Source organism: Pseudotabrizicola sp. (assembly GCF_030656345.1).
Classification (GTDB): domain Bacteria; phylum Pseudomonadota; class Alphaproteobacteria; order Rhodobacterales; family Rhodobacteraceae; genus Pseudotabrizicola.
The window spans coordinates 106,767-132,067 of sequence record NZ_JAUSNR010000023.1 but is presented as its reverse complement, the minus strand read 5'-3'; the positions used below and the strand labels follow the sequence as shown (position 1 = coordinate 132,067).

The 25,301-nt window shown below is 64.3% G+C and carries 24 protein-coding genes; 14 read left to right on the top strand and 10 right to left on the bottom strand.

The window, feature by feature from the left end; translation table 11 throughout:
- The first annotated feature begins 22 nt into the window (after window positions 1-22).
- On the top strand, window positions 23-1,105 hold the full coding sequence (locus Q7J44_RS13545; protein ID WP_304880698.1) for a zinc ABC transporter substrate-binding protein: 1,083 nt from the start codon (window positions 23-25) through the stop codon (window positions 1,103-1,105).
- Window positions 1,106-1,163: 58 nt separating this feature from the next.
- Here the strand turns inward: Q7J44_RS13545 and Q7J44_RS13540 are convergent, their stop codons facing one another.
- Entirely contained in the window at window positions 1,164-2,402 is a 1,239-nt protein-coding gene (locus Q7J44_RS13540; protein WP_304880696.1) for a urate hydroxylase PuuD, read from the bottom strand.
- Between the two features lie 115 nt (window positions 2,403-2,517).
- Here Q7J44_RS13540 and Q7J44_RS13535 point away from each other — a divergent pair, with 115 nt between their 5' ends.
- The gene (locus tag Q7J44_RS13535) at window positions 2,518-3,480 is read left to right on the top strand and encodes a LysR family transcriptional regulator (RefSeq protein ID WP_304880694.1); all 963 of its coding nucleotides are present in this window, start codon (window positions 2,518-2,520) and stop codon (window positions 3,478-3,480) included.
- 21 nt (window positions 3,481-3,501) lie between these two features.
- On the opposite strand, the gene Q7J44_RS13530 is transcribed toward Q7J44_RS13535, so the two are convergent.
- Together Q7J44_RS13530 and uraH are read right to left on the bottom strand one after the other, a co-directional pair.
- Window positions 3,502-4,968: a hypothetical protein gene (locus Q7J44_RS13530; RefSeq protein WP_304880693.1), complete on the bottom strand. Its 1,467-nt coding sequence runs from the start codon at window positions 4,966-4,968 to the stop codon at window positions 3,502-3,504.
- Between the two features lie 86 nt (window positions 4,969-5,054).
- Window positions 5,055-5,423: a hydroxyisourate hydrolase gene (gene uraH, locus Q7J44_RS13525; RefSeq protein WP_304880691.1), complete on the bottom strand. Its 369-nt coding sequence runs from the start codon at window positions 5,421-5,423 to the stop codon at window positions 5,055-5,057.
- A gap of 140 nt (window positions 5,424-5,563) precedes the next feature.
- Between uraH and puuE the strand changes: the two genes are divergently transcribed.
- The 4 genes from puuE to Q7J44_RS13505 all read left to right on the top strand — a co-directional run bounded on the left by puuE (window position 5,564) and on the right by Q7J44_RS13505 (window position 9,887).
- Window positions 5,564-6,979, top strand: a complete 1,416-nt coding sequence (gene puuE, locus Q7J44_RS13520) for an allantoinase PuuE (protein ID WP_304880689.1) — start codon at window positions 5,564-5,566, stop codon at window positions 6,977-6,979.
- Window positions 6,976-7,818 (top strand): bifunctional allantoicase/(S)-ureidoglycine aminohydrolase, encoded by an 843-nt coding sequence (locus Q7J44_RS13515; RefSeq protein ID WP_304880687.1) that lies wholly within the window; start codon window positions 6,976-6,978, stop codon window positions 7,816-7,818. The genes puuE and Q7J44_RS13515 overlap by 4 nt, the downstream gene beginning before the upstream one ends.
- 79 nt (window positions 7,819-7,897) lie before the next feature.
- Window positions 7,898-8,392: an ureidoglycolate lyase gene (locus Q7J44_RS13510; protein ID WP_304880685.1), complete on the top strand. Its 495-nt coding sequence runs from the start codon at window positions 7,898-7,900 to the stop codon at window positions 8,390-8,392.
- A 79-nt stretch (window positions 8,393-8,471) separates the two neighbouring features.
- Window positions 8,472-9,887, top strand: a complete 1,416-nt coding sequence (locus Q7J44_RS13505; RefSeq protein WP_304880683.1) for a uracil-xanthine permease family protein — start codon at window positions 8,472-8,474, stop codon at window positions 9,885-9,887.
- 46 nt (window positions 9,888-9,933) lie between these two features.
- Here Q7J44_RS13505 and Q7J44_RS13500 read toward each other — a convergent pair whose 3' ends face one another.
- Window positions 9,934-10,371, bottom strand: a complete 438-nt coding sequence (locus tag Q7J44_RS13500; RefSeq protein ID WP_304880682.1) for a GNAT family N-acetyltransferase — start codon at window positions 10,369-10,371, stop codon at window positions 9,934-9,936.
- Between the two features lie 99 nt (window positions 10,372-10,470).
- Between Q7J44_RS13500 and Q7J44_RS13495 the strand changes: the two genes are divergently transcribed.
- Window positions 10,471-11,706, top strand: coding sequence for a Coenzyme F420 hydrogenase/dehydrogenase, beta subunit C-terminal domain (locus Q7J44_RS13495; protein ID WP_304880680.1), 1,236 nt, complete (start codon window positions 10,471-10,473; stop codon window positions 11,704-11,706).
- A 195-nt stretch (window positions 11,707-11,901) separates the two neighbouring features.
- Here Q7J44_RS13495 and Q7J44_RS13490 read toward each other — a convergent pair whose 3' ends face one another.
- The 5 genes from Q7J44_RS13490 to bhcA all read right to left on the bottom strand — a co-directional run bounded on the left by Q7J44_RS13490 (window position 11,902) and on the right by bhcA (window position 17,444).
- Window positions 11,902-12,876, bottom strand: a complete 975-nt coding sequence (locus Q7J44_RS13490; RefSeq protein ID WP_304880678.1) for a type I glyceraldehyde-3-phosphate dehydrogenase — start codon at window positions 12,874-12,876, stop codon at window positions 11,902-11,904.
- Window positions 12,877-12,973: 97 nt separating this feature from the next.
- Window positions 12,974-13,933, bottom strand: a complete 960-nt coding sequence (gene bhcD, locus Q7J44_RS13485) for an iminosuccinate reductase BhcD (RefSeq protein ID WP_304880676.1) — start codon at window positions 13,931-13,933, stop codon at window positions 12,974-12,976.
- A 78-nt stretch (window positions 13,934-14,011) separates the two neighbouring features.
- The gene (bhcC, locus tag Q7J44_RS13480; protein WP_304880674.1) at window positions 14,012-15,175 is read right to left on the bottom strand and encodes a 3-hydroxy-D-aspartate aldolase BhcC; all 1,164 of its coding nucleotides are present in this window, start codon (window positions 15,173-15,175) and stop codon (window positions 14,012-14,014) included.
- A 4-nt stretch (window positions 15,176-15,179) separates the two neighbouring features.
- Window positions 15,180-16,151, bottom strand: coding sequence for a beta-hydroxyaspartate dehydratase BhcB (gene bhcB / locus Q7J44_RS13475; RefSeq protein ID WP_304880672.1), 972 nt, complete (start codon window positions 16,149-16,151; stop codon window positions 15,180-15,182).
- Between the two features lie 102 nt (window positions 16,152-16,253).
- Entirely contained in the window at window positions 16,254-17,444 is a 1,191-nt protein-coding gene (gene bhcA, locus Q7J44_RS13470; protein WP_304880670.1) for an L-aspartate--glyoxylate aminotransferase BhcA, read from the bottom strand.
- A gap of 151 nt (window positions 17,445-17,595) precedes the next feature.
- Here bhcA and bhcR point away from each other — a divergent pair, with 151 nt between their 5' ends.
- On the top strand, window positions 17,596-18,411 hold the full coding sequence (bhcR, locus tag Q7J44_RS13465; RefSeq protein WP_304880668.1) for an HTH-type transcriptional regulator BhcR: 816 nt from the start codon (window positions 17,596-17,598) through the stop codon (window positions 18,409-18,411).
- A 109-nt stretch (window positions 18,412-18,520) separates the two neighbouring features.
- On the opposite strand, the gene parC is transcribed toward bhcR, so the two are convergent.
- Window positions 18,521-20,824: a DNA topoisomerase IV subunit A gene (gene parC, locus Q7J44_RS13460; RefSeq protein WP_304880974.1), complete on the bottom strand. Its 2,304-nt coding sequence runs from the start codon at window positions 20,822-20,824 to the stop codon at window positions 18,521-18,523.
- Window positions 20,825-20,987: 163 nt separating this feature from the next.
- On the opposite strand from parC, the gene Q7J44_RS13455 reads away from it, so the two are divergent.
- The 6 genes from Q7J44_RS13455 (at window position 20,988) to Q7J44_RS13430 (ending at window position 25,267) form a co-directional block, all read left to right on the top strand.
- The gene (locus tag Q7J44_RS13455; protein ID WP_304880666.1) at window positions 20,988-21,476 is read left to right on the top strand and encodes an SH3 domain-containing protein; all 489 of its coding nucleotides are present in this window, start codon (window positions 20,988-20,990) and stop codon (window positions 21,474-21,476) included.
- A gap of 92 nt (window positions 21,477-21,568) precedes the next feature.
- Window positions 21,569-22,393 (top strand): SDR family NAD(P)-dependent oxidoreductase, encoded by an 825-nt coding sequence (locus tag Q7J44_RS13450; protein ID WP_304880664.1) that lies wholly within the window; start codon window positions 21,569-21,571, stop codon window positions 22,391-22,393.
- Between the two features lie 290 nt (window positions 22,394-22,683).
- On the top strand, window positions 22,684-22,890 hold the full coding sequence (locus Q7J44_RS13445; RefSeq protein ID WP_304880662.1) for a twin transmembrane helix small protein: 207 nt from the start codon (window positions 22,684-22,686) through the stop codon (window positions 22,888-22,890).
- A gap of 3 nt (window positions 22,891-22,893) precedes the next feature.
- Window positions 22,894-23,466, top strand: a complete 573-nt coding sequence (locus Q7J44_RS13440; RefSeq protein WP_304880660.1) for a cob(I)yrinic acid a,c-diamide adenosyltransferase — start codon at window positions 22,894-22,896, stop codon at window positions 23,464-23,466.
- 116 nt (window positions 23,467-23,582) lie between these two features.
- A complete protein-coding gene (locus tag Q7J44_RS13435; RefSeq protein ID WP_304880658.1) occupies window positions 23,583-24,344 on the top strand; it encodes an electron transfer flavoprotein subunit beta/FixA family protein in 762 nt (253 codons plus the stop codon).
- Window positions 24,344-25,267, top strand: a complete 924-nt coding sequence (locus tag Q7J44_RS13430; RefSeq protein ID WP_304880656.1) for an electron transfer flavoprotein subunit alpha/FixB family protein — start codon at window positions 24,344-24,346, stop codon at window positions 25,265-25,267. Before Q7J44_RS13435 ends, Q7J44_RS13430 begins: the two co-directional genes overlap by 1 nt.
- Window positions 25,268-25,301 lie beyond the last annotated feature (34 nt).

The window sequence follows — 25,301 nt, the reverse complement described above, 5'->3', positions numbered from 1 at the left end:
GAACGTTCAGAAAGGTCTGCCCATGCGTTATATCATATCTCTTCTCTTGGCCAGCACGACCCTGTCTGTTGCGGGCCTGCCCGCGCGTGCCGACGTGCCGCGCGTGGTCACGGACATCCCGCCGGTGCAGTCGATTGCCGCACAGGTGATGGGTGATCTGGGCCAGCCAGAGCTGCTGCTGGACCGGGGCGCGAATGCCCATAGCTATCAGATGCGCCCAAGTCAGGCCGCAAGCCTTGCCAATGCCGGTCTGATCCTGTGGATCGGGCCGGAAATGACCCCGTGGATGGAACGCGCCCTCGATGGCCTGTCGCCCGATGTGCCGCGCGTGGCCCTGCTGGCGGCGGCGGGCACGCACCGCCAGAATTACGGCGACACCGGCGCGCATGATCATGGCGAGGACGGTCACGACGATGACCATGCGGAAGACGATCACGGCCACGATAATCACGACCACGACCACGCCGAAGGTCATGACCATGACCACGCCGAGGGCCACGATCATGACCATGACGACCACGCGGAAGAAGCAGCCGCAGATGACCACGCCGGGCATGACCACGATCACGAAGGCCATTCCCACACCGGCGTCGACCCGCATGCCTGGCTGGACCCGGCCAATGCAACGGTCTGGGCCGATGTGATCGCGGCAGAGCTGTCGCGGCTGGACCCCGAAAACGCGGCCACTTACGCCGCCAATGCCGAAGCGACAAAGGCGCGGCTTGCCGCGCTTGACGCCGAACTTGCAGCCATGCTCGCCCCGGTCGCGGACAAGCCCTTTGTGGTCTATCACGACGCTTACGGCTATTTCGCCAGCCATTACGGGTTGACCGTGGCCGGATCGGTGGCGCTGGGCGATGCCAGCTCGCCGGGTGCGGCGCGGCTGCGCGACCTGTCGGCAACCGTTGCCAGTGGCGACGCGCTGTGCCTGTTCCCCGAGGCGCAGCACGATGCCGCACTGGTCACCCAGATGGCAGACGGCACCACGGCCCGCATCGGCCCGGCGCTCGACCCTTCGGGCAGCACGATAGACCCCGGACCGGATGCCTATGACGCGCTGATGCGCGCTTTGGCGACCAATCTGGTGTCCTGCCTGAACGGCTGATCCTGCCGTGACACCTGCAAAGGGCCGGGTTCAGACCCGGCCCTTTTGCGTTGCGGTGTCAGCCCTCGACCCCGCCCAGACCCGCCGCGCGGAACCAGCGGATGATGGCAAGGCGTTCCTCGGGTTCCATATAGCTCAGGTTGCCCGGCGGCATCGCATGGCTGACCCCGGCCTGCATGTAGATGCGCCGCGCCTCATGCGCGATCTGCGCCGGTGTTTCCAGCACCACACCCTTGGGTGCCCAGTGCATCCCGTCCCAGACCGGCTCTGCCGCGTGGCACATGCTGCACCGGCCCTGCACAATGCCGACCACATCGTCAAACCCCGCCGCCGCTGCGTGCTGCAGGGCCGCGCCTGACAGCGCCGCCTCGGGCTGCGGCACCGTGCGCAGGGGCGCGGTGGACAGCCAGGCGATCAGCACGAACAGAATGGCGGTCAGCCCCCATGTCCAGTGCGGGCTGCCCTTGCGGGCGTGCTGCGTGTTGAACCAGTGCCGGATGGTGACCCCCATCAGAAACACCAGTGACGCGATGATCCAGTTATACTGCGTGGCAAAGATCAGCGGGTAATGGTTCGACAGCATCAGGAAAATCACCGGCAGCGTCAGGTAGTTGTTATGCGTGCTGCGCTGCTTGGCGATCTTGCCGTATTTCGGGTCCGGCTTGCGCCCGGCCTTCAGATCGGCCACCACAATGCGCTGGTTCGGCATGATGATCATGAACACATTCGCAGACATGATCGTGGCGGTGAACGCCCCCAGATGCAGCAGGGCCGCACGGCCGCTGAAGACCTGCGTGTAAAACCACGACATCCCCACCAGCACCACAAACAGCGCCACCATCAGCACGGTCTGATCGGCATTCACAAACGCCCGGCACAGCGTGTTGTAGACCAGCCAGCCAAAGGCCAGCGACGCGAGCGAAATCCCCACCGCCTGCCACACCGCCAGATCCATCACCTGTGGATCTATCAGGAACATCTCTGCCCCCAGATAATAGACCAGCACCAGCATGGCGAACCCCGACAGCCAGGTCGCATAGCTTTCCCATTTGAACCATGTCAGATGCTCCGGCATCATCTCGGGGGCCACCAGATATTTCTGGATGTGATAGAACCCGCCGCCATGCACCTGCCACTCCTCACCATGCGCCAGCGGCGGCAGGCTCGGCGTCTTGCGCAGGCCAAGGTCCAGCGCCACGAAATAGAACGACGACCCGATCCACGCGATGGCCGTGATCACATGCAGCCAGCGCACGCCGATCTCGACCCATTCCCACATCACCGCCAGATCATACATCGCCCACTCTCCTGCTTGTTCTTGGTGCAAACGCTATACCAAGGCGGCATCTTCTGTTAATCCTGCGAAATACCGCATCACTTTCAAATGCCGCCGTATAATGGGATGTGCCCAGATGTCCTACGTCAACACCATCCGCATGTTTGTCCGTGTCTATGAATTGAGCAGCATGAGTGCGGCGGCGCGTGATCAGCGCACCTCGCCCGCCGTGGCCTCGGCGCGGATATCGGAACTGGAAAAGCATCTGGGCGTGCGATTGTTCAACCGCACCACCCGCAGCCTGCAACCGACCGAGAATGGCCGCATCTTCTATGACGGTGCGATCCGGATTCTGGAGTCGATCGAGGATGCGGAATCGGCGGTGATGGATGTCACGCAAAACCCGCGCGGCACGATCTTTGTGGCCGCCCCGCTTGGCATCGGTCGGCGCCTCATCGCGCCCTATGTGCCGACGTTCAAGGATCTTTACCCGCAGATCGAAGTGCGCCTGCGCCTGTCAGACCGGGGGGTGGATGTGGTCAGCGAAGGCATCGACGTGGCCTTTCATCTGGGGATTCTGGATGACAGCACGCTGAAAGTGCAGCTGATCGCCGATTGTCAGCGGGTGCTCTGTGCCGCCCCCGCCTACATTGCCCGGCGTGGAATGCCCGAGGACGGCACCGCCCTGCTGCGCGACCGGCATGATTGTCTGAACCTGCGCTATCCGGGGGCCAAGGAATTTCAGTGGACCCTGATCACCCCGGAAGGCCCGCGCCGGTTTGAAATCGCCGGACCCTACGAATCGGATGACGGTGATGTGCTGACCCAATGGGCGCTTGCCGGGCGCGGCATCGTGATGAAACCCCGGTTCGAGGTGGCCGATCATCTGCGCGCAGGGGCCCTGGTGCCGGTGGCAGCGGCAACGCCGCCGATTTCGGTGCAACTGTCCAGCCTCAGCCAGCACCGGCGGCTGAAAGACCCCAAGGTGCGCCTGTTCACAGATTACATGGCCGCGAAGATCAAGGAAGAACTGCGCCGCGCCACCGATGGTGCCGATCCAACGCAAGACGCCCGCACCGGGAATGGCGCGGGCGTCTGAGCTTTCGAACGGCAGCGCCGCTTACTGGATCTGCTGGCCGTTCACAAAGATCGACCCGCCTTCGCGCGCTTCGATCTTGGATGTCAGCACATCCTCCCCCGCAGGCTGGCCGAACATCGCCATCATCATCCGCGCGCCCATCGCGTCTTCCTGCGTGAGAACCCCCATCGCAAGCAGACCGTCGATCAGCTTGTTGCCACCTTCAACCCGCACATCGGCGGTGCCGACCGGCAGCGGCGGGCCGCCCATCGCCACCATCGAATTGTCAAAGGTAAACGACCCGGTGCCGGTGGCCATGGCCCCCAGCGCCTGAATGGCCAGCGTGCGGATATCCAGCGACTGCATTTCCGGCGTGCTGGCCGGAGGTGCCCCGGTTTCGCCCGCCAGCATCAGATCAAGCACATCGACCTTGACCAGACCGCCCAGATCCAGCGCCACATCCAGCGGCCCATGCTCCAGCACATTGCCTGCATCAATCATGCCCCAGGCCGCATCATCCAGCACCAGATTTTCCATGGTGATCTGCAAGCCGTATTCCCCGGCCTCCTCCCCGGTCGTGACCGGCATCGCCATCCCAACGCCAAAGGCCCCGGTGGTGGCCGTGACCGGCATCGGCACCATCGGCGGGCGCAGGGTCAGGTCCAGCCCTTCGACAGTGGTGGACACATCAAACACATCCGCATTCGCGGTGACAGAGGTGGTGCCGGGCGCGGCGGTATAGGCCACGCTCACCGGCATCATCGGGTTGTTCTCGACCGCTTCGCCGGTCGAAATACCTTGGGTCGCCTCAAAACTGATGCCAAGCCCGGCGCGCACCGCGCTGATGAACGCAGGCGTATCCTGCAACGACATCAGGTTGATGCCTTCTGGCAACGTCAACTCGCCGGTCAGCGCCAGATCGGCGGTGTCGCTGCTGCTGACGGAATCGATCCCAAGCGACGGGTCTTTCTGCGTGAAGTTATAGACCAGCTGGTCCGCCGACATCTCCAGCCCTAGCGCATCGGTGCCGCGGGTATAGCGCCCCCCGGCGGCGATCAGGTCGAAGGTGCCGTCAAACAGATTGGCCCCTTCGACGATATTGACCGCAACCGTCAGGCTGTCGGCATCAAAGCCATAGCCCAGCCCGCCCGCATCCTCGAACGCGCTGACCGACAGCTCGTCATGGGTGATCGTCACCTTGCCCGGCCCGGTGTTTTCCAGCCGGATTTCGCCGGGGAAGAATGCCACGCTGCCATCGTCCTGCTCGACAATCGAGACTTCGGAAATGGTGGCAATGGCGGGTTTGCCGTCGGGGGTGATGGTTACGCCGTTCAGCGTCAGCTCCCCATCGCCCGGCACTTCCGTCGCCACGGTGATCTTCATCCCGCCCGACACTGCCGCAGCCTGCAGATCGGCCCAGACCTGATCCGCCGTCAGGGCCGCCTGCGCTGTGCCACACATCAAAATCGCCATCACCGGCGCCGTCATCAAAACATTGGTCCTGAACATGCCACTCTCCAGAAAAGTGCTATCGTTGTCGCAAGACAGAACCGCTTTCCGGGGCCCGGCGCAAGGTCAGGTTTTCCAAAATCGTATCAACTGCCGCGATAGGTCGAATAGGCAAAGGGCGAAATCAGCAGCGGCACATGATAGTGCTGATCGGCATCGGGCACCCCGAAGCGGATCGGAATTTCGTTCAGAAACAACACCTCACCCGTTGATTGCCCGCTTGCGCGCAGGTAATCGCCGGCAAAGAACACCAGCTCATACGTGCCGGTTTTCAGCGCATCGCCGGTCAGAAGCGGCGCATCGGTGCGGCCATCACCATTGGTCACAACCTCGGCAATTTTCTTGTGTGAATTGCCGCTGACCCGGTAAAGCCAGATTTTCACCCCTGCCGCCGGTTTGCCCAGCGCCGTATCCAGCACATGCGTCGAAAGCCGCCCCATTGCCCATTCCTTCATCTGTTCCGCCTTGCATGACAGCACAAAACACGCGCCGATGCGACTGCACCCGGACAGAATATGTCTTTCGCAAATTTCTTGATAAAACGGCGCTGAATTCGCGTCTATCCTTCCGCAATGCTTGAAAGTGAGGTGTCCCGGTGACCCGCTACCCCCGAGATTTTCGTGGCCATGGCCCCGATGCCCCCGATGCGCAGTGGCCCGGTGGCGCGAAGATCGCCATCTCTCTGGTGCTGAACTATGAAGAGGGCGGCGAAAACAACCTGCTGCACGGCGACGCGCAGTCCGAGGCGTTCTTGTCCGATATCGCCGGGGCCGCCCCATGGCCGGGAATGCGGCACTGGAACATGGAATCGATCTACGATTACGGCGCCCGCGCCGGGTTCTGGCGGCTGCACCGCCTGTTCACCACCCGCGACCTGCCGGTCACGGTCTACGGCGTCACCAGCGCTCTGGCACGCAACCCCGAACAATTGGCCGCCATGCAGGCCGCAGGCTGGGAAATTGCCAGCCACGGGCTGAAATGGGTCGACCACCGCGACATGCCCGAGGCAGAGGAACGCGCCCAGATCGCCGAATCCTTCCGCCTGCATGAAGAGCTGACAGGTGAGGCCCCGCAAGGCTGGTACACCGGCCGCTGTTCGATGAACACGGTACAGCTGACCGCCGAAACGCGCAAACTCGCATGGATTTCCGACACCTACGATGACGACCTGCCCTATTGGCGCGAGGTCGGTGACCATGACCAGCTGGTCATCCCCTACACGCTGGAGGCCAACGACATGCGTTTCGCCACCGCGCCGGGCTACATCACCGGCGAGCAGTTCTTTCAATACCTGAAAGACAGCTTCGACACGCTCTACGCCGAAGGCACCGATGGCAGCGCCAAGATGTTCTCCATCGGCTTGCACAACCGCCTGATCGGGCGGCCCGGCAAGTTCGCGGGGCTGCAACGCTTTCTCGATTATGCGCAGGGCCATGATGGCGTCTGGTTCCCCCGCCGCATCGACATCGCCCGCCATTGGGCCGCAACCCACCCGCACCAGCGCTTTGAACGGCCCAGCCAGATGACCAAAGCCCGCTTTGTCGAACGCTTCGGCAGCATCTATGAGCATTCCCCATGGATCGCAGAGCGCGCCCATGATCTGGAACTCGGCCCCGCGCATGACTGTGCCGCCGGGGTGCACTCTGCCCTGACCCGGATGTTCCGCAGCGCCGGTCCGGCGGAAAAGCTGGGCGTGCTGACCGCGCACCCCGACCTTGCCGGCAAACTCGCCGCCGCAAAACGGCTGACGCCCGAGTCCACCGCCGAACAGGCCAGCGCGGCGCTCGATGCGCTGACCGATGCCGAACGCGCGGCCTTCGCGCGGCTCAACACCGATTACGTGGCCAAGCACGGCTTTCCCTTCATCATCGCCGTGCGCGACAATACCAAAGACAGCATCCTCGCGGCATTCCACGCCCGCATCGCCAATGACACCGCCACCGAATTCACCACCGCCTGCGCACAGGTGGAACGCATCGCCGCCCTGCGCCTGAAAGATCTTTTGCCATGACCCAGTATTACGCGCCCCCCGGCGGCCTGCCGCCGCAAACCCAGCTGATGACCGGCCGCGCCGTGTTCACCACCGCCTATGCCGTCATTCCAAAGGGCTGCTTCTCCGACATCGTCACCAGCGCCCTGCCCGGCTGGCGCAAAACCCGGCTCTGGATGATCGCCCGCCCGATGAGCGGGTTTTCCGAAACCTTCAGCCAATATGTGATGGAGGTCGCCCCCGGCGGCGGCTCTGACGCGCCCGACGCGGAAGAGGGTGCCGAACACTGGCTGTTCTTTACCCAAGGCCTCGCCACCCTGACCATCGACGGTCAGGGCTACGAGATGGACGCGGGCGGCTACGCCTATATCCCTGCAGGCAGCCGCTGGACCCTGCTGGCCGAGGGCAACTCCCCCGCCCGCTTCCACTGGCTGCGCAAGATCTATGAACCCGCCCCCGGCATCGCCCGCCCCGATCCCATCATCATCAACGAACGCGACGTGCCTTTGTCCTTCATGCCCGACACCAACAACGTCTGGGGCACCACCCGCTTTGCCGACCCCGCCGATCTGCGCCACGATGCCCATGTCAACATCGTCACCTTCCAGCCCGGCGGCACCATCCCGTTTGAAGAAACCCATGTGATGGAACACGGGCTTTACGTGCTGCAGGGCAAGGCGGTCTACAAGCTCAATCAAGACTGGGTCGAGGTCGAGGCAGGCGATTTCATGTGGCTGCGCGCCTATTGCCCGCAAGCCTGCTACGCCGCAGGCCCCGGTCCGTTCCGCTACCTTCTATACAAAGACGTCAACCGCCACGCCAAGCTGCGTGGCCCCGGTGCCTTTGGAGCAATACGGTGAGGGCCGCTCTTCCGCCCCTGCGGGCGTCATCGCTGTCCGGGCGCCCAGCGATGAGCGACCGCAAGGGAGGGAAGAGCGCATGCCGGTGATCAAGCCGCAGCCCCTCACCGCCGAAGCCTTCGCCCCCTATGGCGACATCCTCGATGCCACCGGCGATTTCCGGCTGATCAACGAAGGGATGTGCCAGCGCCACCACGACCGCGCCACGCTCGATTTCGGCGCACAGGGCAGCGCGGGGATCTCCATCTTCAAGGCCGAACCGCGCGCCCTGCCCTACAGCTTCGACCTGATCGAGCGTCACCCCGATGGCTCTCAGGCCTTTATCCCGATGACCCCACACCCGTTTCTGATCATCGTCGCGCGCAGCCTTGATGCCACACCGCTCGCCTTCCTGACCAACGGCGCGCAAGGCATCAACCTGCACCGCGGCACCTGGCACGGCGTGCTGACCCCGCTGCAGGCCCCCGGCGCGCCTGCCACCAACGGGCTTTTCGCCGTGGTTGACCGCATCGGTCCCACGCCCAACCTCGAAGAACACCGCTACAGCAAAAGCTGGACGGTGCGCGCGCCCTGAGGAGGGGGCGCTTCTGACCGTCCGGGCCACAGGGCCGCCCCGACGGACCGACCAAAAGCCCAAGGGAGAGGATACACAGATGACAAGTTCCGCCATGGGAACGCCGGAGCAGCTCCGCGATCCTGACTACATGCCCGCCCTCGGGCGCGCCATTCCGCTGGGTATCCAGCACGTGCTGGCAATGTTCGTCTCGAACGTCACCCCCGCCATCATCGTCTGCGGTGCGGCTGGCATCGGCTTCGGGTCTGATCAGGCCGCGCTCGGCTTTCCGGACATGACCTACATGATCCAGATGTCGATGCTGTTTGCCGGGGTGGCCACCCTGTTCCAGACCATCGGCGTCGGCCCGGTGGGGGCAAAGCTGCCAATCGTGCAGGGCACGTCCTTTGCCTTTGTGCCGGTCATGATCCCGGCAGTCGCCGGTCTGGGCTCGGCCGGTCTGGCCGGGTTGATGACCGGGGTGGTCTTCGGCGGCATCTTCCACTTCTTTCTCGGCTTCCTGATCGGGCGCATCCGCTATGCCCTGCCGCCGCTTGTGACCGGGCTGATCGTCCTGATGATCGGTCTGGCGCTGGTCCGCGTCGGCATTCAATATGCGGCGGGCGGCGTGCCCGCGATGGAAGCCGGAATGCGCGCGATTGCCGAGGCCAATGCCGCTGGCGTGCCGGTGAACTGGGATGCGGTCAGCTTCGGCAGCTTTGCCCAATGGTTCCCGGCGCTGGTCGTGATCTGCGTCACCCTCGCCATCAAGTTCTTCACCCGTGGCTTCATGGCGGTGGCGGCGGTGCTGGTCGGCATTCTGGCGGGCTATGTCGTCGCGCTGTTCATGGGACAGGTCAGCTTTACCGCCGTGGAACGCGCCGGGCTGTTCGCCCTGCCCAACCCGTTCCGCTGGGGCATCGAATTCAACGCCGCCATCATCATCGGCATGTGCTTCATGGCGCTGATCTCTGCGATCGAGACGGTCGGCGACGTGTCGGGCATCACCAAGGGCGGCGCCGGACGTGAGGCGACCGACAAGGAAATCGAGGGTGCCACCTTCGCCGATGGCGCAGGTTCGGCCATCGCCGGCATCTTCGGCGGCTTGCCCAACACCTCGTTCAGCCAGAATGTCGGCCTGATCGCGATGACCGGGCTGATGAGCCGCCATGTGGTGACCATCGGCGCGATCTTCCTGATCCTCTGCGGTCTGGTGCCAAAGATCGGTGCCGCCATCAACACGGTGCCGATCAACGTGCTGGGCGGCGGCGTGGTGGTGATGTTCGGCATGGTCTGTGCCGCGGGCGTCAGCATGCTGTCGGATGTGAAATGGAACCGCCGCAACATGGTGATCTTTGCCACCGCCCTGTCGGTCAGCCTCGGCCTGCAACTGGTGCCAGAGGCCCTGCAACACATGGGCCAGACCGCGCAGATCCTGCTGACTTCGGGCCTGCTGCCTGCGGCGGCCATTGCCATCACCCTCAATCTGGTGCTGCCCGAAAACGCGGGCGAGTAAAGCCAGCCTTGTCACAAGCCGCTCCTGCGGCTTGTGACCTCGACCGCTACAGCTTCAGATCATAGGTCACCCAAGGCGTGCGGCCAGCCACCCGGTCATACAGCCCCCGCGCCCGGTCATTGCTCTCGGCGGTGATCCAACGGATCACCGTCCAGCCCCTGCGCCGCCCCTCGGCCTCGACCCCGGCGATCAGCGCGGCGGCAGCGCCGCTGCCACGCGCATCCTCGCTGACAAACAGATCATCCAGAAATCCGCCGCTGCTGGCCGACAAGGGCCGCGCAAAGGCCCGGAAATGCGCCAGCCCCAGCAACCGGCCATCCGCCTCGGCCACCAGCGCCTGCACCTCATGCCCCGGATCGTGGATCCACTCCCACACCTGCCCCCGCATCGCCTCACTCTGCGCCACGCCGTAAAACGCCGCATAGCCTGCATACAGCGCCGACCACGCCTCAAAATCCCCGGCCTCCGGCTTGCGTATCTGCATCTGTATCCCCTTTTCCGGCAGCCTAGCACCGCCCCGCCACACAAGGCACTGTCATTTTAATCTGACACCCCTATTGTCATCTGTGTGACAGGAGATGCCATGTTCGACCACACCCGCCCCGGCCCGCAGATCCCCACCCTCCCCGGCGGCCCGCGCGACGGGCTCTGCACCGATTGCGGCGTCTCGCGCCTTGGCGATGGCCGCGCCTGTGGCCGCGCCTGCCAGTTCATCGCCCCCGACTACCCTGCGCTGGAACAAGCGGTGCACGGCCGCACCGCCACCCCGGGCACGGATGAGGCGTTCTTCGGCGTCACCCACACCATGCTGCGCGCCCGCCTCACCCCCCCGGCCCCCGGCGCACAATGGACCGGCATCACCACCACCCTCGCCGCCACGCTGCTGGAGCGCAGGCTGGTCGATGCCGTACTGACCGTCCTGCCCGACCCGGCGGACCGCTGGAAACCGCTGCCCGCCCTCATCACCAACCCCGCCGACATGGCCCAAGCCCGCGGCATGCGCATGGGCTGGGCCCCCACCCTTGCCCTGCTCGAACCCGCCCGCGCCGCCGGATACAAGCGGCTGGCGATGATCGGCATCCCCTGCCAGACCTACGCCCTGCGCGCGCTCGAATCCGAACTGGGGTTTGAGGCCCTCACCATCATCGGCACCCCCTGCTCCGACAACACCACAACCGCGAACTTCCACACCTTCCTGAACCTGCTCGACCCCGCCCCCGAAACCATCAGCTACCTCGAATTCCGCGCCGACTTCCGGGTGGAGTTGCGGTTTGACGATGGCCGCAAGCCACGGTTCATCCCCTTCCTGCAACTGCCCATCAGCCAGCTGCCTGCCGATTTCTTCCCGATGACCTGCAAGACCTGCGTCGATTACACCAACCGTCTGGCCGATATCACCGTGGGCTATATGGGCGGCGACGGCGATCAATGGATCATCGCCCGCAACGACCGGGGTGCCGCACTGCTGGCGCTGATCAAGGACCGGCTGACCACCGCCCCGCTTACCTCGACGGGCAAGCGCGAAGCGGCAGTGAAAGGCTTCCTGCAAAACACCGCCCGCGCCGCCGGCGGCCTGCCGCTGCGCCGCATGCCGAACTGGCTGCGCCCGCTGGTCAGCATCCTGCAACGCCACTTCGGCCCGAAGGGCCTCGAATTCGCCCGCGCGCGGGTGGAAATGAAAGCCGTCGAGACCATCCTCCATCTGCGCCGCAGCCATCCGGCGCGGATGAAAAACATGATCCCGCCCCACGTCTGGGCCATCGCCGCGCGCTACGGCCTGACGCCTCGCACAGATGAGACCCGTCCCCCACGCCACTAAGTTCGGAAGCGCACCGCGCGGGAGTATTTCAGAAAGGTGCAGGCCTCAATGTCCGCAGTTTGGCTTTGCAGCTTTTTCAAATACTCCGAGGGTTTGGGGGCAGCGCCCCCATCAGCGGAGCCGAGGGCCGAAGCGCCCGAAAGCGACTAAAAAGCTTGCACCGAAGGTGCTCAATCAGATCACCTGTGGTCCGGATCACCCCATCCGCAAGGCCACATCCAGCATCCGGTTGGAAAATCCCCATTCATTGTCATACCAGCCAAACACCCGCAGCATCCCGCCTTGGGTCACCCGGGTTTCCGGCGTGGCCATCACGATGCTCTCAGGCCGGGCCCGCAGATCGGTCGACACCAGCGCCCGGTCGGTCACCCCGATCACCCCGCCCGCCGCATGAAACGCCGCGTTGACGGCATCAACCGTCACCGGCCGCTGCGTCATCACCGCCAGATCGACGCAAGACACGCTGGCCACCGGCACCCGCACCGCCGACCCCTCGATCCGCCCGGCAATCTGGGGCAGCACATGGTCCAGCAGGCGCGAGGCGCTGGTGGTGGTCGGCACCATCGACAGGGCGGCGGCGCGCGACCGCGCATAATCCGCCGCCGGGGCATCGACCGTGGGCTGGCTGCCGGTGTAGCAATGGATCGTGGTCATCGACCCGGTCACCACCCCCCATTCGCGGTGGATCAACCGCGCCAGCGGGGCCAGCGCATTGGTGGTGCACGACGCGTTCGACACGATCTGCTGATCCGTCAGCACCTCGTCATTCGCCCCCAGCACCACCGTCACCTCTGCCGCCTGCGACGGACCCGAGATCAGCACCCGCCGCGCCCCCGCCCGCACCCCGCGTGCCGCCACCTCATGGCAGTCGGCCCGCCCGGTGCATTCCATCACCACATCGACGCCCCGCAGATCCAGCCCCGACAGATCCGCCGCCCGGTGCAGCGGGATCGCCCGCCCGTTCACCACCAGCACGCCGTGTTCCAGCGCCACCGTGCCGCGCCATGGCCCGAACACGCTGTCATATTCGAACAGATGCGCGCACATCTCGGGTGCGGCGATGTCGTTGATGCCCACCACCTCCAGCCCCGGCCACAGCGATGGGGCAGCCGCCCAGGCCCGCAGGACAGAACGCCCGATCCGGCCAAATCCGTTGATGAAAACCCGCATGCTGCACCTCGTTCCGCGCGGCAGGATCAGCACGCCACTGCCGTGTGCGCAAGCGCGGCTTTGTCACCCGGACAAGGTTTCCGGCCCTAAGCGGACCTCAGACCTCCACCACCGCCCCCTGCCCGCGCTCCTCCGCCCGGCGCACCGCCATCGCCGCCACCGCCAGATCCTGCAAGCCCACGCCGGTACCGTCAAACAGCGTGATCTCGTCCTCCGTCCGCCGCCCGGGATGCGCGCCGGTGATCACATCGCCCAAAGGCGTGATCGCGGTCGCGTCCAGCAGACCCGCCGCCACCGCATGCTGCGCCTCACCAATGCTCACCGCTTGCGCAATCTCATCGGTGAACACCGAGGCCCGGCCCAGCAGCGCCGGCTCCACCTCCTGCTTGCCCTTCGTATCGGTGCCCATGCAGGCCAGATGAGTGCCGGGGGACACATGGGCACTCAACAGGCTGGCAGCGGGCGACGAGGTGATCGTCACGATCACATCCGCCTCCACCATCCGCGCCAAGGGCACCGCCTCAAACGGCACCCCAAGCTCTGCGGCAATCGCGCCCAGCCGGTCCAGCATCTCGGGGTGCAGGTTCCAGCCGATCACCCGCTCGAACCCCCGCACCCGCGCCGCTGCGCGCAGTTGGAACCCGGCCTGATGCCCCGCCCCCACCATGCCCAGAACCTTCGCATCCCGCCGCGCCAGCCGGTCGATGGAAATCGCCGCCGCCGCCGCCGTGCGCAGCGCGGTCAGCAACCCGCCGCCGACCATGGCCGTCGGCCGCCCGGTCTCGGGGTCGAATAGAAACACGGTCGACTGGTGGTTGATGATCCCGCGCGCCGCATTGCCGGGAAAGTACCCCCCGGCCTTCACCCCCAACTGCCCGCCAGCCCGGTCCAGCCCCGACTTGAAGCCATACTGCCGCCCCTCACCCAGTGCCTCACGCACCACGTCGAAGTTATAGGCCTCGCCGCGCGACATGGCGGCAAACACCGCCTCCACCGCCGCAAAGGCATCTTCGGGCGAGACAAGGCCCGCAATCAGCGCTTCCGGCACAATCCTCATGCCTGCACCCACGTCATGACGTTTGCCATACGCGCACCATACGCGCGCCAGACCCAGACCATACGTTGAATTTTCATCTCAATACGCCTTGCCCCGGGCAGACACCGGCCAGACCGCCTCGACGCGGCCACCCCGCACCCCCACGTACCAGTCGTGCACATTGCAGGTCGGGTCGCAGTGCCCGGGCACCAGCCGCAGCTTGTCATTGACCTTGAGCACCCCCGCCGGATCATCCACCACGCCATGTTCGTCACTGCATTTGACATAGGTCACATCCGTGCGCCCAAAGATCACCGGCAGCCCGGAATCGACCGATTGCGCCTTCAATCCGGCATCCACAATGGCCTTGTCGGCCTTCGCATGGGACATCACAGAGGTCAGGATGAACAGCGCATTCTCCCATTCGCCCTGATCAATCCGCTGGCCGTCCTTGTCCAGAATCCGGCCATAATCGGCATCCATGAACGCATAGCTGCCGCACTGCAACTCATTGTAAACGCCTGAATTGCTTTCAAAATAATAGCTGCCGGTGCCACCACCGCCCACGATGTCACACTCAAGGCCCACAGCCTTCAGCCCCTCCACAGCGTCCTTGACCTGCGCCACCGCCAGATCAATCTTGGCCTTGCGGTCGGCGTAGCTGTCCATGTGCTGCATCGCACCCTGATAGGCCTGAAGGCCCGCAAATTTCAGCCCCGGTGCGGCATCAATCGCCTGCGCAATCGCCACCACCTCCGGCGTGGTCTTCACCCCGCAACGCCCGGCCCCGCAGTCGATCTCTACCAGGCACTCAATCGTCGTCCCATGCCGCACCGCCGCCGCCGACAGGTCGGCCACATTGTCCAGCATATCCACGCAAACAATTGTTCTTGCACCCAATTTCGGCATCCGCGCCAGACGGTCGATCTTGGCCGGATCGCGCACCTGATTGCTGACCAGCACATCCTTGATGCCGCCCCGGGCAAACACCTCGGCCTCCGATACCTTCTGGCAGCACACCCCGACCGACCCGCCAAGCCGCTCCTGCAACAAGGCCACATCAACCGATTTGTGCATCTTGCCATGCACCCGGTGGCGCATGCCATGGGCGCGGGCATAGTCGCCCATCTTCTTGATATTGCGCTCCAAAGCGTCCAGATCCAGCACAAGGCAAGGCGTCTGGATATCGGCCTCATCCATCCCCGGCAGGGCCGGAATGTCATAGCCCACTTCAAACCCTTCGAAATCTGCGTGCGTGTTCATGGTGTTACCCTTTCATCCAAGGCAAAGTGTCCAGATCGACGTTCCCCCCGGTGATGATGACGCCCACGCGCCGCCCCCGGAAAACATCCTTGTTTTTCAATATGGTGGCAAGCGGCACAGCGCAGCTTGGCTCCATCACAATCTTCATCCGCTGCCAGGTCAACTTCATCGCCTCGATGATCTCCTCTTCCGTGGCGGTGAAGATATCGGTCACATGGTGCGACACAAAATGCCACGTCAGATCCTTCAGCGGCACCTTCAACCCGTCAGCCACCGTTTCAGGCGCGTCATCGGCAATGATCCGGCCCGCCTTGAAGCTGCGGTAAGCGTCATCGGCATTCTGCGGCTCGGCGGCGTAAACATCCACCCCGGGGGCCACCGCGCTCATGGTCAGGCAGGTGCCGGAAATCATCCCGCCGCCGCCAATCGGCGCAATCACACAATCCAATTCCTCAACCTGTTCAAGCAGTTCGCGCGAACAGGTGGCTTGCCCGGCAATCACCCTCGGGTCATTGTAGGGGTGTACAAACTCGCCTCCGGTCTGCGCCTGCACCTGCGCGAACACCGCCTCGCGACTGCTGGTGGATGGCTCACATTCCGTGATCACCCCGCCATAGCCCCGCACCGCATCCTTCTTGGCCTGCGGTGCCGTGCGCGGCATCACCACGTTGCACGGTATCCCGCGCCGCCCCGCTGCGTATGACAGCGAAAGCGCGTGGTTGCCGCTGGAATGGGTGCAAACCCCCAGCCGCGCCTGATCTTCGGTCAAGCCAAACACCGCATTACAGGCCCCGCGCACCTTGAACGCCCCGGCCTTCTGGAAATTCTCGCATTTGAAAAACAGCTCGGTGCCCACCAACTCATTGAAATAGCTCGACGTCAGCACCGGCGTGCGGTGGATATGCGGGCGGATACGGTCATGCGCCGCGATCACGTCATCAAACGTCGGAATATACATCGGCTCCAGATCCTTCATCGTCCCGCCTTTCATCTGTTCTTAAATATCCCGGGGTCGCCGGTTGGTGCGCCACTGGTTCGAGAACCAGCCGGCGACGGGCAGAGCCCCGGGGCATCCGCCTCACTCCGCGGCCATTGCCATTGCGACAGATGACCCGCGATAATACTCCTGCGCCGCCGCCACGCCGGACCCCAGCGTGATCGGCCAGCCCAGATCGGCCATGCACATTTCAGCCGTGGCAAGGCCGGACAGCACCATGACATCGGTCAGCATGCCCAAGTGGCCGATGCGGAACACTTTTCCGGCCACCTCACCCAAGCCCACGCCAAAGGCCACGTCGTATTTCTCGGCAGCCAGCTTCACCAGATCGGTACCGTTGCAGCCTTCGGGCACCACAACGGCGGTGACGGTGTCCGAGTACAGGTCCGGCGACGCAGCGCAGGGCGTCATCCCCCATGCGGCAACGGCACGGCGCACGCCGGTCGCAAGGCGGTGATGGCGGGCGTAGACGGCGTCCAGCCCCTCATCCTCCAGCATCTCAATCGCGCGGGCCAGACCGGCGATCAGCCCGACGGGCGGGGTATAGGGAAAGCCGCCTGCGGCATAGCTTTTCAGCATGTCCTTGAAATCAAAGAACGTGCGCGGCAGGGTGGCCGTGTCCATCGCCTGCAGTGCTTTCGGGCTGACCCCGACAATCGCCAGACCAGCGGGCAACATGAAGCCCTTCTGGCTGCCTGCCACCGCGATGTCGACGCCCCATGCCCCCATCTCGAACGGCATCGAGCCGATCGAGGACACGCCGTCAACCATCAGCATCGCCGCATGGCCCGCCGCGTCCATCGCGCGGCGCAGGCCTGCGATGTCGGACCGCACGCCGGTGGCGGTCTCGTTATGGGTGGCGAGCACGGCTTTGATGGTGCCGGTGGTGTCGGCCCTTAGCGCGGCCTCAATCTTGTCCAATGGGGCACCCTGCCCCCATGGCACCTCGATGATCTGCACGGTCAGGCCGTGGCGTTGGCACAGGTCGATCCAGCGGTGGCTGAACATGCCGAAGCGGGCGGCCAGCACGGTGTCGCCGGGGGACAGGGTGTTGGTGATCGCGGCCTCCCAGCCGCCGGTGCCGGTGGAGGGAAGCAGGATCACCTCGCCCTCGGCCATCTTCAACACCCGGCGGACGCCTTCAACTGCCGGGCGGAACAGCCGAGCGAAGGCAGGGGAGCGGTGGTCAAGGGTGGGCAGGTCGCAGGCCTTGCGGATGGTCTCGGGAATATTCGTGGGGCCGGGGATGAAGACGGGGTTCTGGGACTGCATGACGGCTCCTCCAAGCGCTGTTGGCCCATCTTAGGCGAAGTGGCACAGGGGGACAATTTTTTCGAAAAGGTTTTTCATTTATGAGAGGCCATGCTATTTTACAATTATATCAGACGGTAAGCGTTTTTCATCAAAACCCCAAAGGTGAGACATGGCCAATACCCCCCGCCCGCGCGGCCGCCCCAAGGCGTTTCTTGACAAGACCGACCAGAACACGGTGCAGGCGCTGGACCGGGGGTTGATGCTGCTGGAACTGGTGGCGGCAAAGCCCGGATTGTCACTGTCAGAACTGGCGGCGGAAAGTGGCGAGGCGGTGGCGACGGTGTTCCGCGCGCTGGTCACCCTGCAGGGCCATGACATGGTCGAGGCCGAAGACGGCGGGCAACTGTGGCATGTCGGCCCCGGCGCGTTCCGCGTGGGCAGCACATTCCTGCGGCGCACCAAAGTGGTGGAACGCGCCCGGCACCCGATGGACATGCTGATGCGCGACAGTGGTGAGACCGCCAATCTGGGGATCGAGGCCGGGGATGAGGTTCTGTTCCTGTCGCAGGTCGAAACGCATGAGGCGATCCGCGCGTTTTTCCCGCCCGGCACCAAGGCCCCGATGCATGTGTCGGGCATCGGCAAGGCGCTGCTGGCCTGGTACGGCGAAATCAGGGTGAAACGGGTGATCGAGCGCAAGGGGCTGGAGCGGTTTACCGCCCTGACGCTGGGCACCGAGGCCGACCTGATGCGCGATCTGGCGGCCACCCGCGCGCGCGGATATGCGATTGACGATCAGGAGCGCGCGCCCGGTATGCGCTGCGTGGCGGCCCCGGTCTTCAACAGCCATGGCGAGCCGGTGGCGGGGCTGTCGGTGTCCGGCCCGGCATTCCGTATAGCGCTGGAAGATGCCGAACGGATCGGCGGGCTGGTGCGGGCGGCGGCGGATCAGGTGACAGAGGCGACCGGGGGCGTGCAGCCCTGACGGGCGGCTTTTCCCCACCCTGAGCCGCGCGCTCATCGCTTCCTTCGGGCGCTCTTCGCTGGCCTCATGCGGGACCGAAAAGCGCCCGAAGGAAGCGATGAGGGGGTGGTCAGCTGAATTTATTGTCGCGCGGAAAGCCGCGCGGGGCCATCTTGCCGGCACCGGCGCGGGGGCCAAGCCATTCGGCCAGATCCGGTTCTGTGCGGGTGCGGCCTGCGGGGTCTTTCCACACCAGCCCATCGGCCAGCGTGAAGGTGATGGCATCGGACAGACCGCCATCCTTGTACTTCTGCAACCGCACGCCCTTGCCTTTGACCATTTCCGGCAGCTCTGCCAGCGGGAAAACCAGCACTTTGCGATTTTCACCGACCACGGCGACATGATCGCCGCGTGCAACAGTGACCACAGCGGTGGTCACACCATCGCGCACCGTCAGCACCTGTTTGCCCGCACGGGTCTGGGCCAGCACCTCTTCGGACGGGACGATGAACCCATCCCCGGCAGAGGAGGCCACCAGCAGTTTCTGCCCCGGCTGAAAGATCGTGAGGTAAACGATTTCGGCATCATTGGGCAGATCAACCATCAGCCGCACAGGTTCGCCCATGCCACGCCCGCCGGGCAGGTTCGCCCCGATCAGGGTGTAGAACCGGCCATTGGCGGCGATCAGCAGGATCTTGTCGGTGGTCTCGGCATGGAAGGCAAAGCGCGGGCCGTCGCCATCCTTGTATTTCAGCTCGGCACCCAGATCGACATGGCCTTTCATCGCCCTGATCCAGCCCATGCGGGAACAGATCACGGTGATCGGTTCGCGTTCGATCATCGCCTCGAACGGTACGTCTTCGATCACCCCCGCCTCGGCAAAGGCGGTGCGGCGGGCCCCCAGTTTGGTGGTCTTGCCGAATTGCTTGCGGATGGCTTCCAGCTCTGTGCCGATCTGCTTCCACTGCAGGCGGTCGCTGTCCAACAGATCGGCCAGACCGGCGCGTTCTTTCATCAGCGCGTCGCGTTCGGCGATCAGCTCCATCTCTTCAAGCTTGCGCAAGGACCGCAGGCGCATGTTGAGGATGGCCTCGGCCTGCACTTCCGTCAGCTCGCCTTCGCCCGCTGCGGGCGGGGTGTAGTCTTTTTCCGACATGGCGCGGGCGTGGGATTTGCCCCAGTCTTCGCGCATCAGGGCGGCTTTGGGGTCGCTGTCATAACGGATGATGTCGATCACCCGGTCAAGGTTCAGGAAGGTGATGATGAACCCTTCGAGAATCTCCAGCCGGTGGTCAATCTTTTCCACCCGGTGTTCCGACCGGCGGCGCAGCACGTTGCGGCGGTGGTCGAGGAAGGCTTTCAGCACCTCTTTCAGGCTGCAGACCTTTGGCACCTTGCCGTCGATCAGCACGTTCATGTTCAGGCTGAACCGGGTTTCCAGATCAGAATTTTTGAACAGGGTGCCCATCAGCATATCCGGATCGACGGTCTTGGCGCGCGGTTCCAGCACGATGCGGACATCTTCGGTGGATTCGTCGCGCACATCGGCAAGCAGCGGGATTTTCCGGGTCTGGATCAGCTCGGCCAGCTTTTCGATCAGCCGGGATTTGGCGACCTGATAGGGGATCTCGGTCACGACAATCTGCCAGGTGCCGCGGCCCAGATCCTCAATCTCCCATTTGGCGCGGGTGCGGAACGATCCGCGACCGGACTCGTAGGCATCAAGCATCACGGAACGCGGTTCGACCATCACGCCGCCGGTCGGGAAATCGGGGCCGGGGATCAGGTCGACCAGTTCGGCGGTGGTGATATCAGGGTTGCGCAACATGGCGTGGCACCCTTCGATCAGCTCATCCAGATTGTGCGGCGGGATATTGGTCGCCATGCCGACGGCAATGCCGCTGGACCCGTTGGCCAGCAGGTTCGGAAAGGCGGCGGGCATGACGACAGGCTCTTCCAGCGTGCCGTCGTAATTCGGGCGATAGTCGACCGCGTTTTCGGTCAGCCCTTCCATCAAGGTTTCGGCAATCGCGGTCAGACGCGCCTCGGTATAGCGGGCCGCTGCCGGGTTATCGCCGTCGATGTTGCCGAAGTTGCCCTGACCATCAACCAGCGGGTAGCGCACGTTGAAATCCTGCGCCAGACGGGCCATCGCATCATAGATCGCGGCGTCACCATGCGGGTGGTAGTTGCCCATGACGTCACCGGCGATCTTGGCCGATTTACGAAAGGCGCTGGTGGCGGACAGCCGCAATTCGCGCATGGCATACAGGATGCGGCGGTGCACGGGTTTGAGCCCGTCACGCGCATCGGGCAGCGCGCGGTGCATGATGGTGGACAGCGCATAGGTCAGATACCGCTCGCCAATGGCGCGGCTGAGGGGCTCGGCCAGTTCGATGGGTTCGGGCTTCGGCGGATCGGTATTGTCTGACATGGGGGTGGTGTAATCCGCAGGGCGCTGCCGGTCCAGACGGAAATGTGCGGGGGGAAGGCGGCGCAACGGGAACTTTTTGCATCACAGGGGGTTGAGGCGGTGTGATGGGATGTGAAGACCGCTGTCCCATCGCTTTTCGACGTTCAAGATTCAGGGTGCCCGAATGATCCGTATGCTGTTGCTGCTGTGTGCAGGTCTGTTTCTGACGCTTCAGATCGGTGGGCAGGACCGGGGGCAAAAGCGCCTTGGCCTTGTGGAGGCGGCAAATGCCCCGGTGCGGGTCGCGCTGCCGGTGGTCGAGGACAGTGCGCCTTTGGGGGCGGCTGCCGAGGCTGCGGTCATGCCGGTGTCTTTCGGTACCGCTCAGCCGGTGATGATGCAATCCGCGCCTGCGGATGTGGCACAGGTGTCCGAAAATGCCGCTGATACCGGGGCCACCGTTACCGGGGCCACTGTGCGTTATGTGAGCGCGCAGGCCGTCAACGTGCGCGTCGGCCCGTCGACGCGGGATGCGGTCATGGACACCCTGCGCCGGGGCGAGGCTGTGACGGTGGTCGGCGTCGAAAGCAACGGCTGGGCGCGGGTCCGGGTGGAAGGCGATGGCATTGACGGGTTCATGTCGATGTCCTTCCTGAGCGATACGGCCCCATAGTCAGCTACGTTGCCCGCGCCCTGCCTGCACGCAAAACCGCTTTGCGGCCCGGTTGTTTCGCCCTAAGCAGGGAAAAAACAAACGGGCAGAGCATGGGACAATCGATTCTTATTACCGGGTGTTCGTCGGGCATCGGGCTTGATGCGGCGCGGGCGCTGCGGGCGCGGGGCTGGCGGGTGTTTGCCAGCTGCCGTCAGCAGGCCGATTGCGACCGGCTGATCGCGGAAGGCTTTGACAGCCCGAGGCTGGATTACGCCGATGAGGCCAGCCTTGACGCGGCGCTGGCACAGGTGCTGGCGGCGACGGGCGGGACGTTGGATGCGCTGTACAACAACGGGGCCTTTGCCTGTCCGGGCGCGGTGGAAGATCTGCCGCGCGGTGCGCTGCGCGAGATTTTCGAGACCAATCTGTTCGGCCCGCATGACCTGACCCGCCGGGTGATTCCGGTGATGCGGGCGCAGGGCCATGGTCGGATCGTCAATTGCTCATCGGTGCTGGGGCTGGTCGGGATCAAATGGCGCGGCGCTTACGTGTCGACCAAATTCGCACTGGAAGGGCTGAGCGACGTGCTGCGGATCGAAATGCAGGGCACCGGGATTTTGGTCAGCCTGATCGAACCCGGCCCGGTGACCAGCCGCATCCGCGCCAATGCGATTGCGCATTTCGAAAAATGGGTCGACTGGGAAAACTCCGCCCGTGCGGAGGAATACGCCAGCCTGCGCGGGCGGCTGTACGGCGACCGCGGGCCTGACAGGTTTGAGCTGCCGGCCAGTGCGGTGACCAGAAAACTGATCCATGCGCTGGAAAGCCCCCGGCCGCGGGCGCGGTATTATGTCACAACGCCGACCCATCTGATGGGGTTTCTGCGCCGTATTCTGCCGACCCGCGCGCTGGACTGGCTGATTGCCAAGGGGTGAAGTGCCTGCGGCAAAGGAGCCGCCTCGGGGGGCATCGAGCCCCCGCTCGGCGGCGTTGCCACGGGATGCGGGACTGTATCGGCAGGACCTATGCGTGGCGTTGGCTGTGGCGTCGGACGCTCCGCGGGGAGTATTTTTGAAAGCTGCAAGGGCTGGAGACAGGCCTTTGACGTTGCACCTTTTATAAATACTCCCCGCGGAGCGGCTTTGAGATCGGTGCCCCGTCACATTTCGCCTTCGCTTTTGCGCGATTGACGCCTAAGTCATGCGGACAGGAAAAGGGGATGCCCATGCTTGATGATCCGCTGTTCATTCTGGCTGCCGTGGCCAGCCTTGGGGTTCTGGTCATTCTGATGATCGGAATCGGGGGCTTTGCCAAAGGCGGTGATTTCAACCGCAAACATGCCAACCGGCTGATGCGCTACCGCATTGCCGCGCAGGCGCTGGCGGTGGTGTTGATCGTGGGCTTTGCCTATCTGCGCAGCAAAGGAGGCTGAGGCATGGTCGTTCTGTCGAAAATCTACACCAGGACCGGGGATGCCGGGGAAACCGCACTGGGCAATGGCGCGCGGGTGGCCAAGCATTCGCTGCGCGTGTCGGCCTATGGCACGGTGGATGAGACCAATGCCACCGTGGGGCTGGCCCGCCAGTACGCGGATGGCGAGATGGATGCCGCACTGGCGCGGATTTCCAACGATCTGTTCGATCTGGGCGCGGATCTGTGCACGCCGGACATGCACAACGACAAGGATCTGTCCTACACCCCGCTGCGCATGATCGAGTCGCAGGTCACCCGGCTGGAGCATGAGATTGACGCCTGGAATGCCCGGCTGACGCCGCTGCGCAGCTTTATCCTGCCCGGCGGGTCGGCGCTCGCGGCACAGCTGCACCTGTGCCGCACCGTCTGCCGCCGGGCCGAGCGGCTGGTGGTGGAACTGGGCACGCTGGAAGAGGTGAACGCCGAAGCGGTGAAATATCTGAACCGGCTGTCGGACTGGTTCTTTGTGGCCGGGCGGATTGCCAATGACGATGGCCGCGCCGATGTGCTGTGGGTGCCGGGGTTGACCCGCTGATCACGGGGCAACGTGGCGTTCCGGGCGTGCCTCGCGTCGATTTTGCACTGTTATGGGCGGTGAAGACCCGCTAGTTACCCATGCAGAGAGCTTGAACCTATAGGAGATTTGCGTCGATGAAGGTGCTGGTGCCTGTCAAACGTGTGATCGACTACAACGTGAAAGTGCGCGTGAAAGCGGACGGTAGCGGTGTCGATCTGGCCAATGTGAAGATGTCGATGAATCCGTTCGACGAGATTGCCGTTGAAGAGGCGATCCGGCTGAAGGAAAAGGGCGTCGCGACCGAGGTTGTCGTGGTGTCGATCGGGGTCAAGCAATCTCAGGAAACGCTGCGCACCGCGCTTGCAATGGGGGCCGACCGCGCCATCCTGATCGAGGCGACCGACACTGTGCAGACCGACATCGAGCCGCTGGCCGTGGCCAAGCTGCTGGCGGCCGTGGTGCGCGAAGAGGCGCCGGGGCTGGTGATCTGTGGCAAGCAGGCCATCGACAATGACATGAATGCCACCGGGCAGATGCTGTCGGCCCTGCTGGGCTGGTCGCAGGCGACCTTCGCCAGCGAGCTGGTGATCGAGGGCGACACGGCAAAAGTGACGCGCGAAGTGGACGGCGGGTTGCAGACGATTTCGGTGAAGCTGCCGACGATTGTCACTGCCGACCTGCGCCTGAACGAGCCGCGCTATGCATCGCTGCCCAATATCATGAAGGCCAAGGCCAAGCCTCTGGCCGCCAAGACCCCTGCCGACTACGGCGTGGATGTCACGCCGCGCCTGTCGGTGGTGAAAACGGTTGAGCCTGCGGGCCGCAAAGCCGGGATCAAGGTGGGCTCGGTCGACCAGCTGATTGCGAAACTCAAAGACGAAGCGGGGGTGATCTGATGGCTGTTCTGCTTCTGGCCGATGTGAATGACGGGCAACTTGCCACCGATGCGGTTGCCAAGACGGTTGCGGCCGTGACATCGCTGGGCGATGTGCATGTGCTGGTGGCGGGCCAGGGCGGCGACGCCGCTGCCGCCGAGGCAGCCAAGCTGGAGGGCGTGGCGAAGGTGCTGTTCGCCGGCGACCACGCCTATTGCCACGGCCTCGCGGAATCGACCGCGGCGCTGATCGTGTCTTTGGCGGGAGACTATTCCCATATTGCCGGTGCCTCGACCGCGTTTTGCAAGAACGTGATGCCACGCGTTGCGGCGCTGCTGGATGTGATGGTGCTGTCGGATGTGACCGCCGTGGTGGATGCCGACACGTTCGAGCGCCCGATCTATGCCGGGAACGCGATCCAAACGGTGAAATCGTCGGATGCGACCAAGGTGATGACCATCCGGACGGCGGGCTTTACCGGCGTGGGCATGGGCGGATCGGCCCCGGTGGAGCCGGTGAGCGGCCCGGTCGAGGCGCTGTCGTCCTGGGTGGAGGACAAGGTGGCCTCATCCGACCGGCCCGAGCTGACCAGCGCGGGAATTGTCGTATCAGGCGGGCGTGGTCTGGGGTCGGAGGAGAACTTCCGCCTGATCGAGGGCTTGGCCGACAAGCTGGGCGCTGCGGTTGGCGCAAGCCGGGCGGCGGTCGACTCGGGCTATGCGCCAAACGACTGGCAGGTCGGGCAGACCGGCAAGGTCGTGGCCCCCAAGCTCTATGTGGCCGTCGGGATTTCCGGGGCAATTCAGCACCTTGCGGGCATGAAGGACAGCAAGGTGATTGTTGCCATCAACAAGGATGAAGAGGCCCCGATTTTCCAGGTCGCCGATTACGGGCTGGTTGGGGACTTGTTCACGATTCTGCCGGAGCTGACGGAAAAGCTGTAAGGCTTTGACAGCGCGTCTTTGCGGCGGGCATCCC

Coding starts and splice junctions, on each gene's coding strand:
- bhcR (WP_304880668.1), top strand. CDS start 17,596: ATGGCCAATACCCCCCGCCCGCGCGGCCGCCCCAAGGCGTTTCTTGAC.
- Q7J44_RS13510 (WP_304880685.1), top strand. CDS start 7,898: ATGCCGGTGATCAAGCCGCAGCCCCTCACCGCCGAAGCCTTCGCCCCC.
- Q7J44_RS13490 (WP_304880678.1), bottom strand. CDS start 12,876: ATGCGGGTTTTCATCAACGGATTTGGCCGGATCGGGCGTTCTGTCCTG.
- bhcD (WP_304880676.1), bottom strand. CDS start 13,933: ATGAGGATTGTGCCGGAAGCGCTGATTGCGGGCCTTGTCTCGCCCGAA.
- bhcB (WP_304880672.1), bottom strand. CDS start 16,151: ATGAAGGATCTGGAGCCGATGTATATTCCGACGTTTGATGACGTGATC.
- Q7J44_RS13455 (WP_304880666.1), top strand. CDS start 20,988: ATGATCCGTATGCTGTTGCTGCTGTGTGCAGGTCTGTTTCTGACGCTT.
- uraH (WP_304880691.1), bottom strand. CDS start 5,423: ATGAAGGAATGGGCAATGGGGCGGCTTTCGACGCATGTGCTGGATACG.
- Q7J44_RS13535 (WP_304880694.1), top strand. CDS start 2,518: ATGTCCTACGTCAACACCATCCGCATGTTTGTCCGTGTCTATGAATTG.
- bhcC (WP_304880674.1), bottom strand. CDS start 15,175: ATGAACACGCACGCAGATTTCGAAGGGTTTGAAGTGGGCTATGACATT.
- Q7J44_RS13440 (WP_304880660.1), top strand. CDS start 22,894: ATGGTCGTTCTGTCGAAAATCTACACCAGGACCGGGGATGCCGGGGAA.
- Q7J44_RS13430 (WP_304880656.1), top strand. CDS start 24,344: ATGGCTGTTCTGCTTCTGGCCGATGTGAATGACGGGCAACTTGCCACC.
- Q7J44_RS13450 (WP_304880664.1), top strand. CDS start 21,569: ATGGGACAATCGATTCTTATTACCGGGTGTTCGTCGGGCATCGGGCTT.
- Q7J44_RS13505 (WP_304880683.1), top strand. CDS start 8,472: ATGACAAGTTCCGCCATGGGAACGCCGGAGCAGCTCCGCGATCCTGAC.
- Q7J44_RS13530 (WP_304880693.1), bottom strand. CDS start 4,968: ATGTTCAGGACCAATGTTTTGATGACGGCGCCGGTGATGGCGATTTTG.
- Q7J44_RS13545 (WP_304880698.1), top strand. CDS start 23: ATGCGTTATATCATATCTCTTCTCTTGGCCAGCACGACCCTGTCTGTT.
- Q7J44_RS13500 (WP_304880682.1), bottom strand. CDS start 10,371: ATGCAGATACGCAAGCCGGAGGCCGGGGATTTTGAGGCGTGGTCGGCG.
- Q7J44_RS13435 (WP_304880658.1), top strand. CDS start 23,583: ATGAAGGTGCTGGTGCCTGTCAAACGTGTGATCGACTACAACGTGAAA.
- bhcA (WP_304880670.1), bottom strand. CDS start 17,444: ATGCAGTCCCAGAACCCCGTCTTCATCCCCGGCCCCACGAATATTCCC.
- parC (WP_304880974.1), bottom strand. CDS start 20,824: ATGTCAGACAATACCGATCCGCCGAAGCCCGAACCCATCGAACTGGCC.
- Q7J44_RS13445 (WP_304880662.1), top strand. CDS start 22,684: ATGCTTGATGATCCGCTGTTCATTCTGGCTGCCGTGGCCAGCCTTGGG.
- Q7J44_RS13515 (WP_304880687.1), top strand. CDS start 6,976: ATGACCCAGTATTACGCGCCCCCCGGCGGCCTGCCGCCGCAAACCCAG.
- Q7J44_RS13540 (WP_304880696.1), bottom strand. CDS start 2,402: ATGTATGATCTGGCGGTGATGTGGGAATGGGTCGAGATCGGCGTGCGC.
- Q7J44_RS13495 (WP_304880680.1), top strand. CDS start 10,471: ATGTTCGACCACACCCGCCCCGGCCCGCAGATCCCCACCCTCCCCGGC.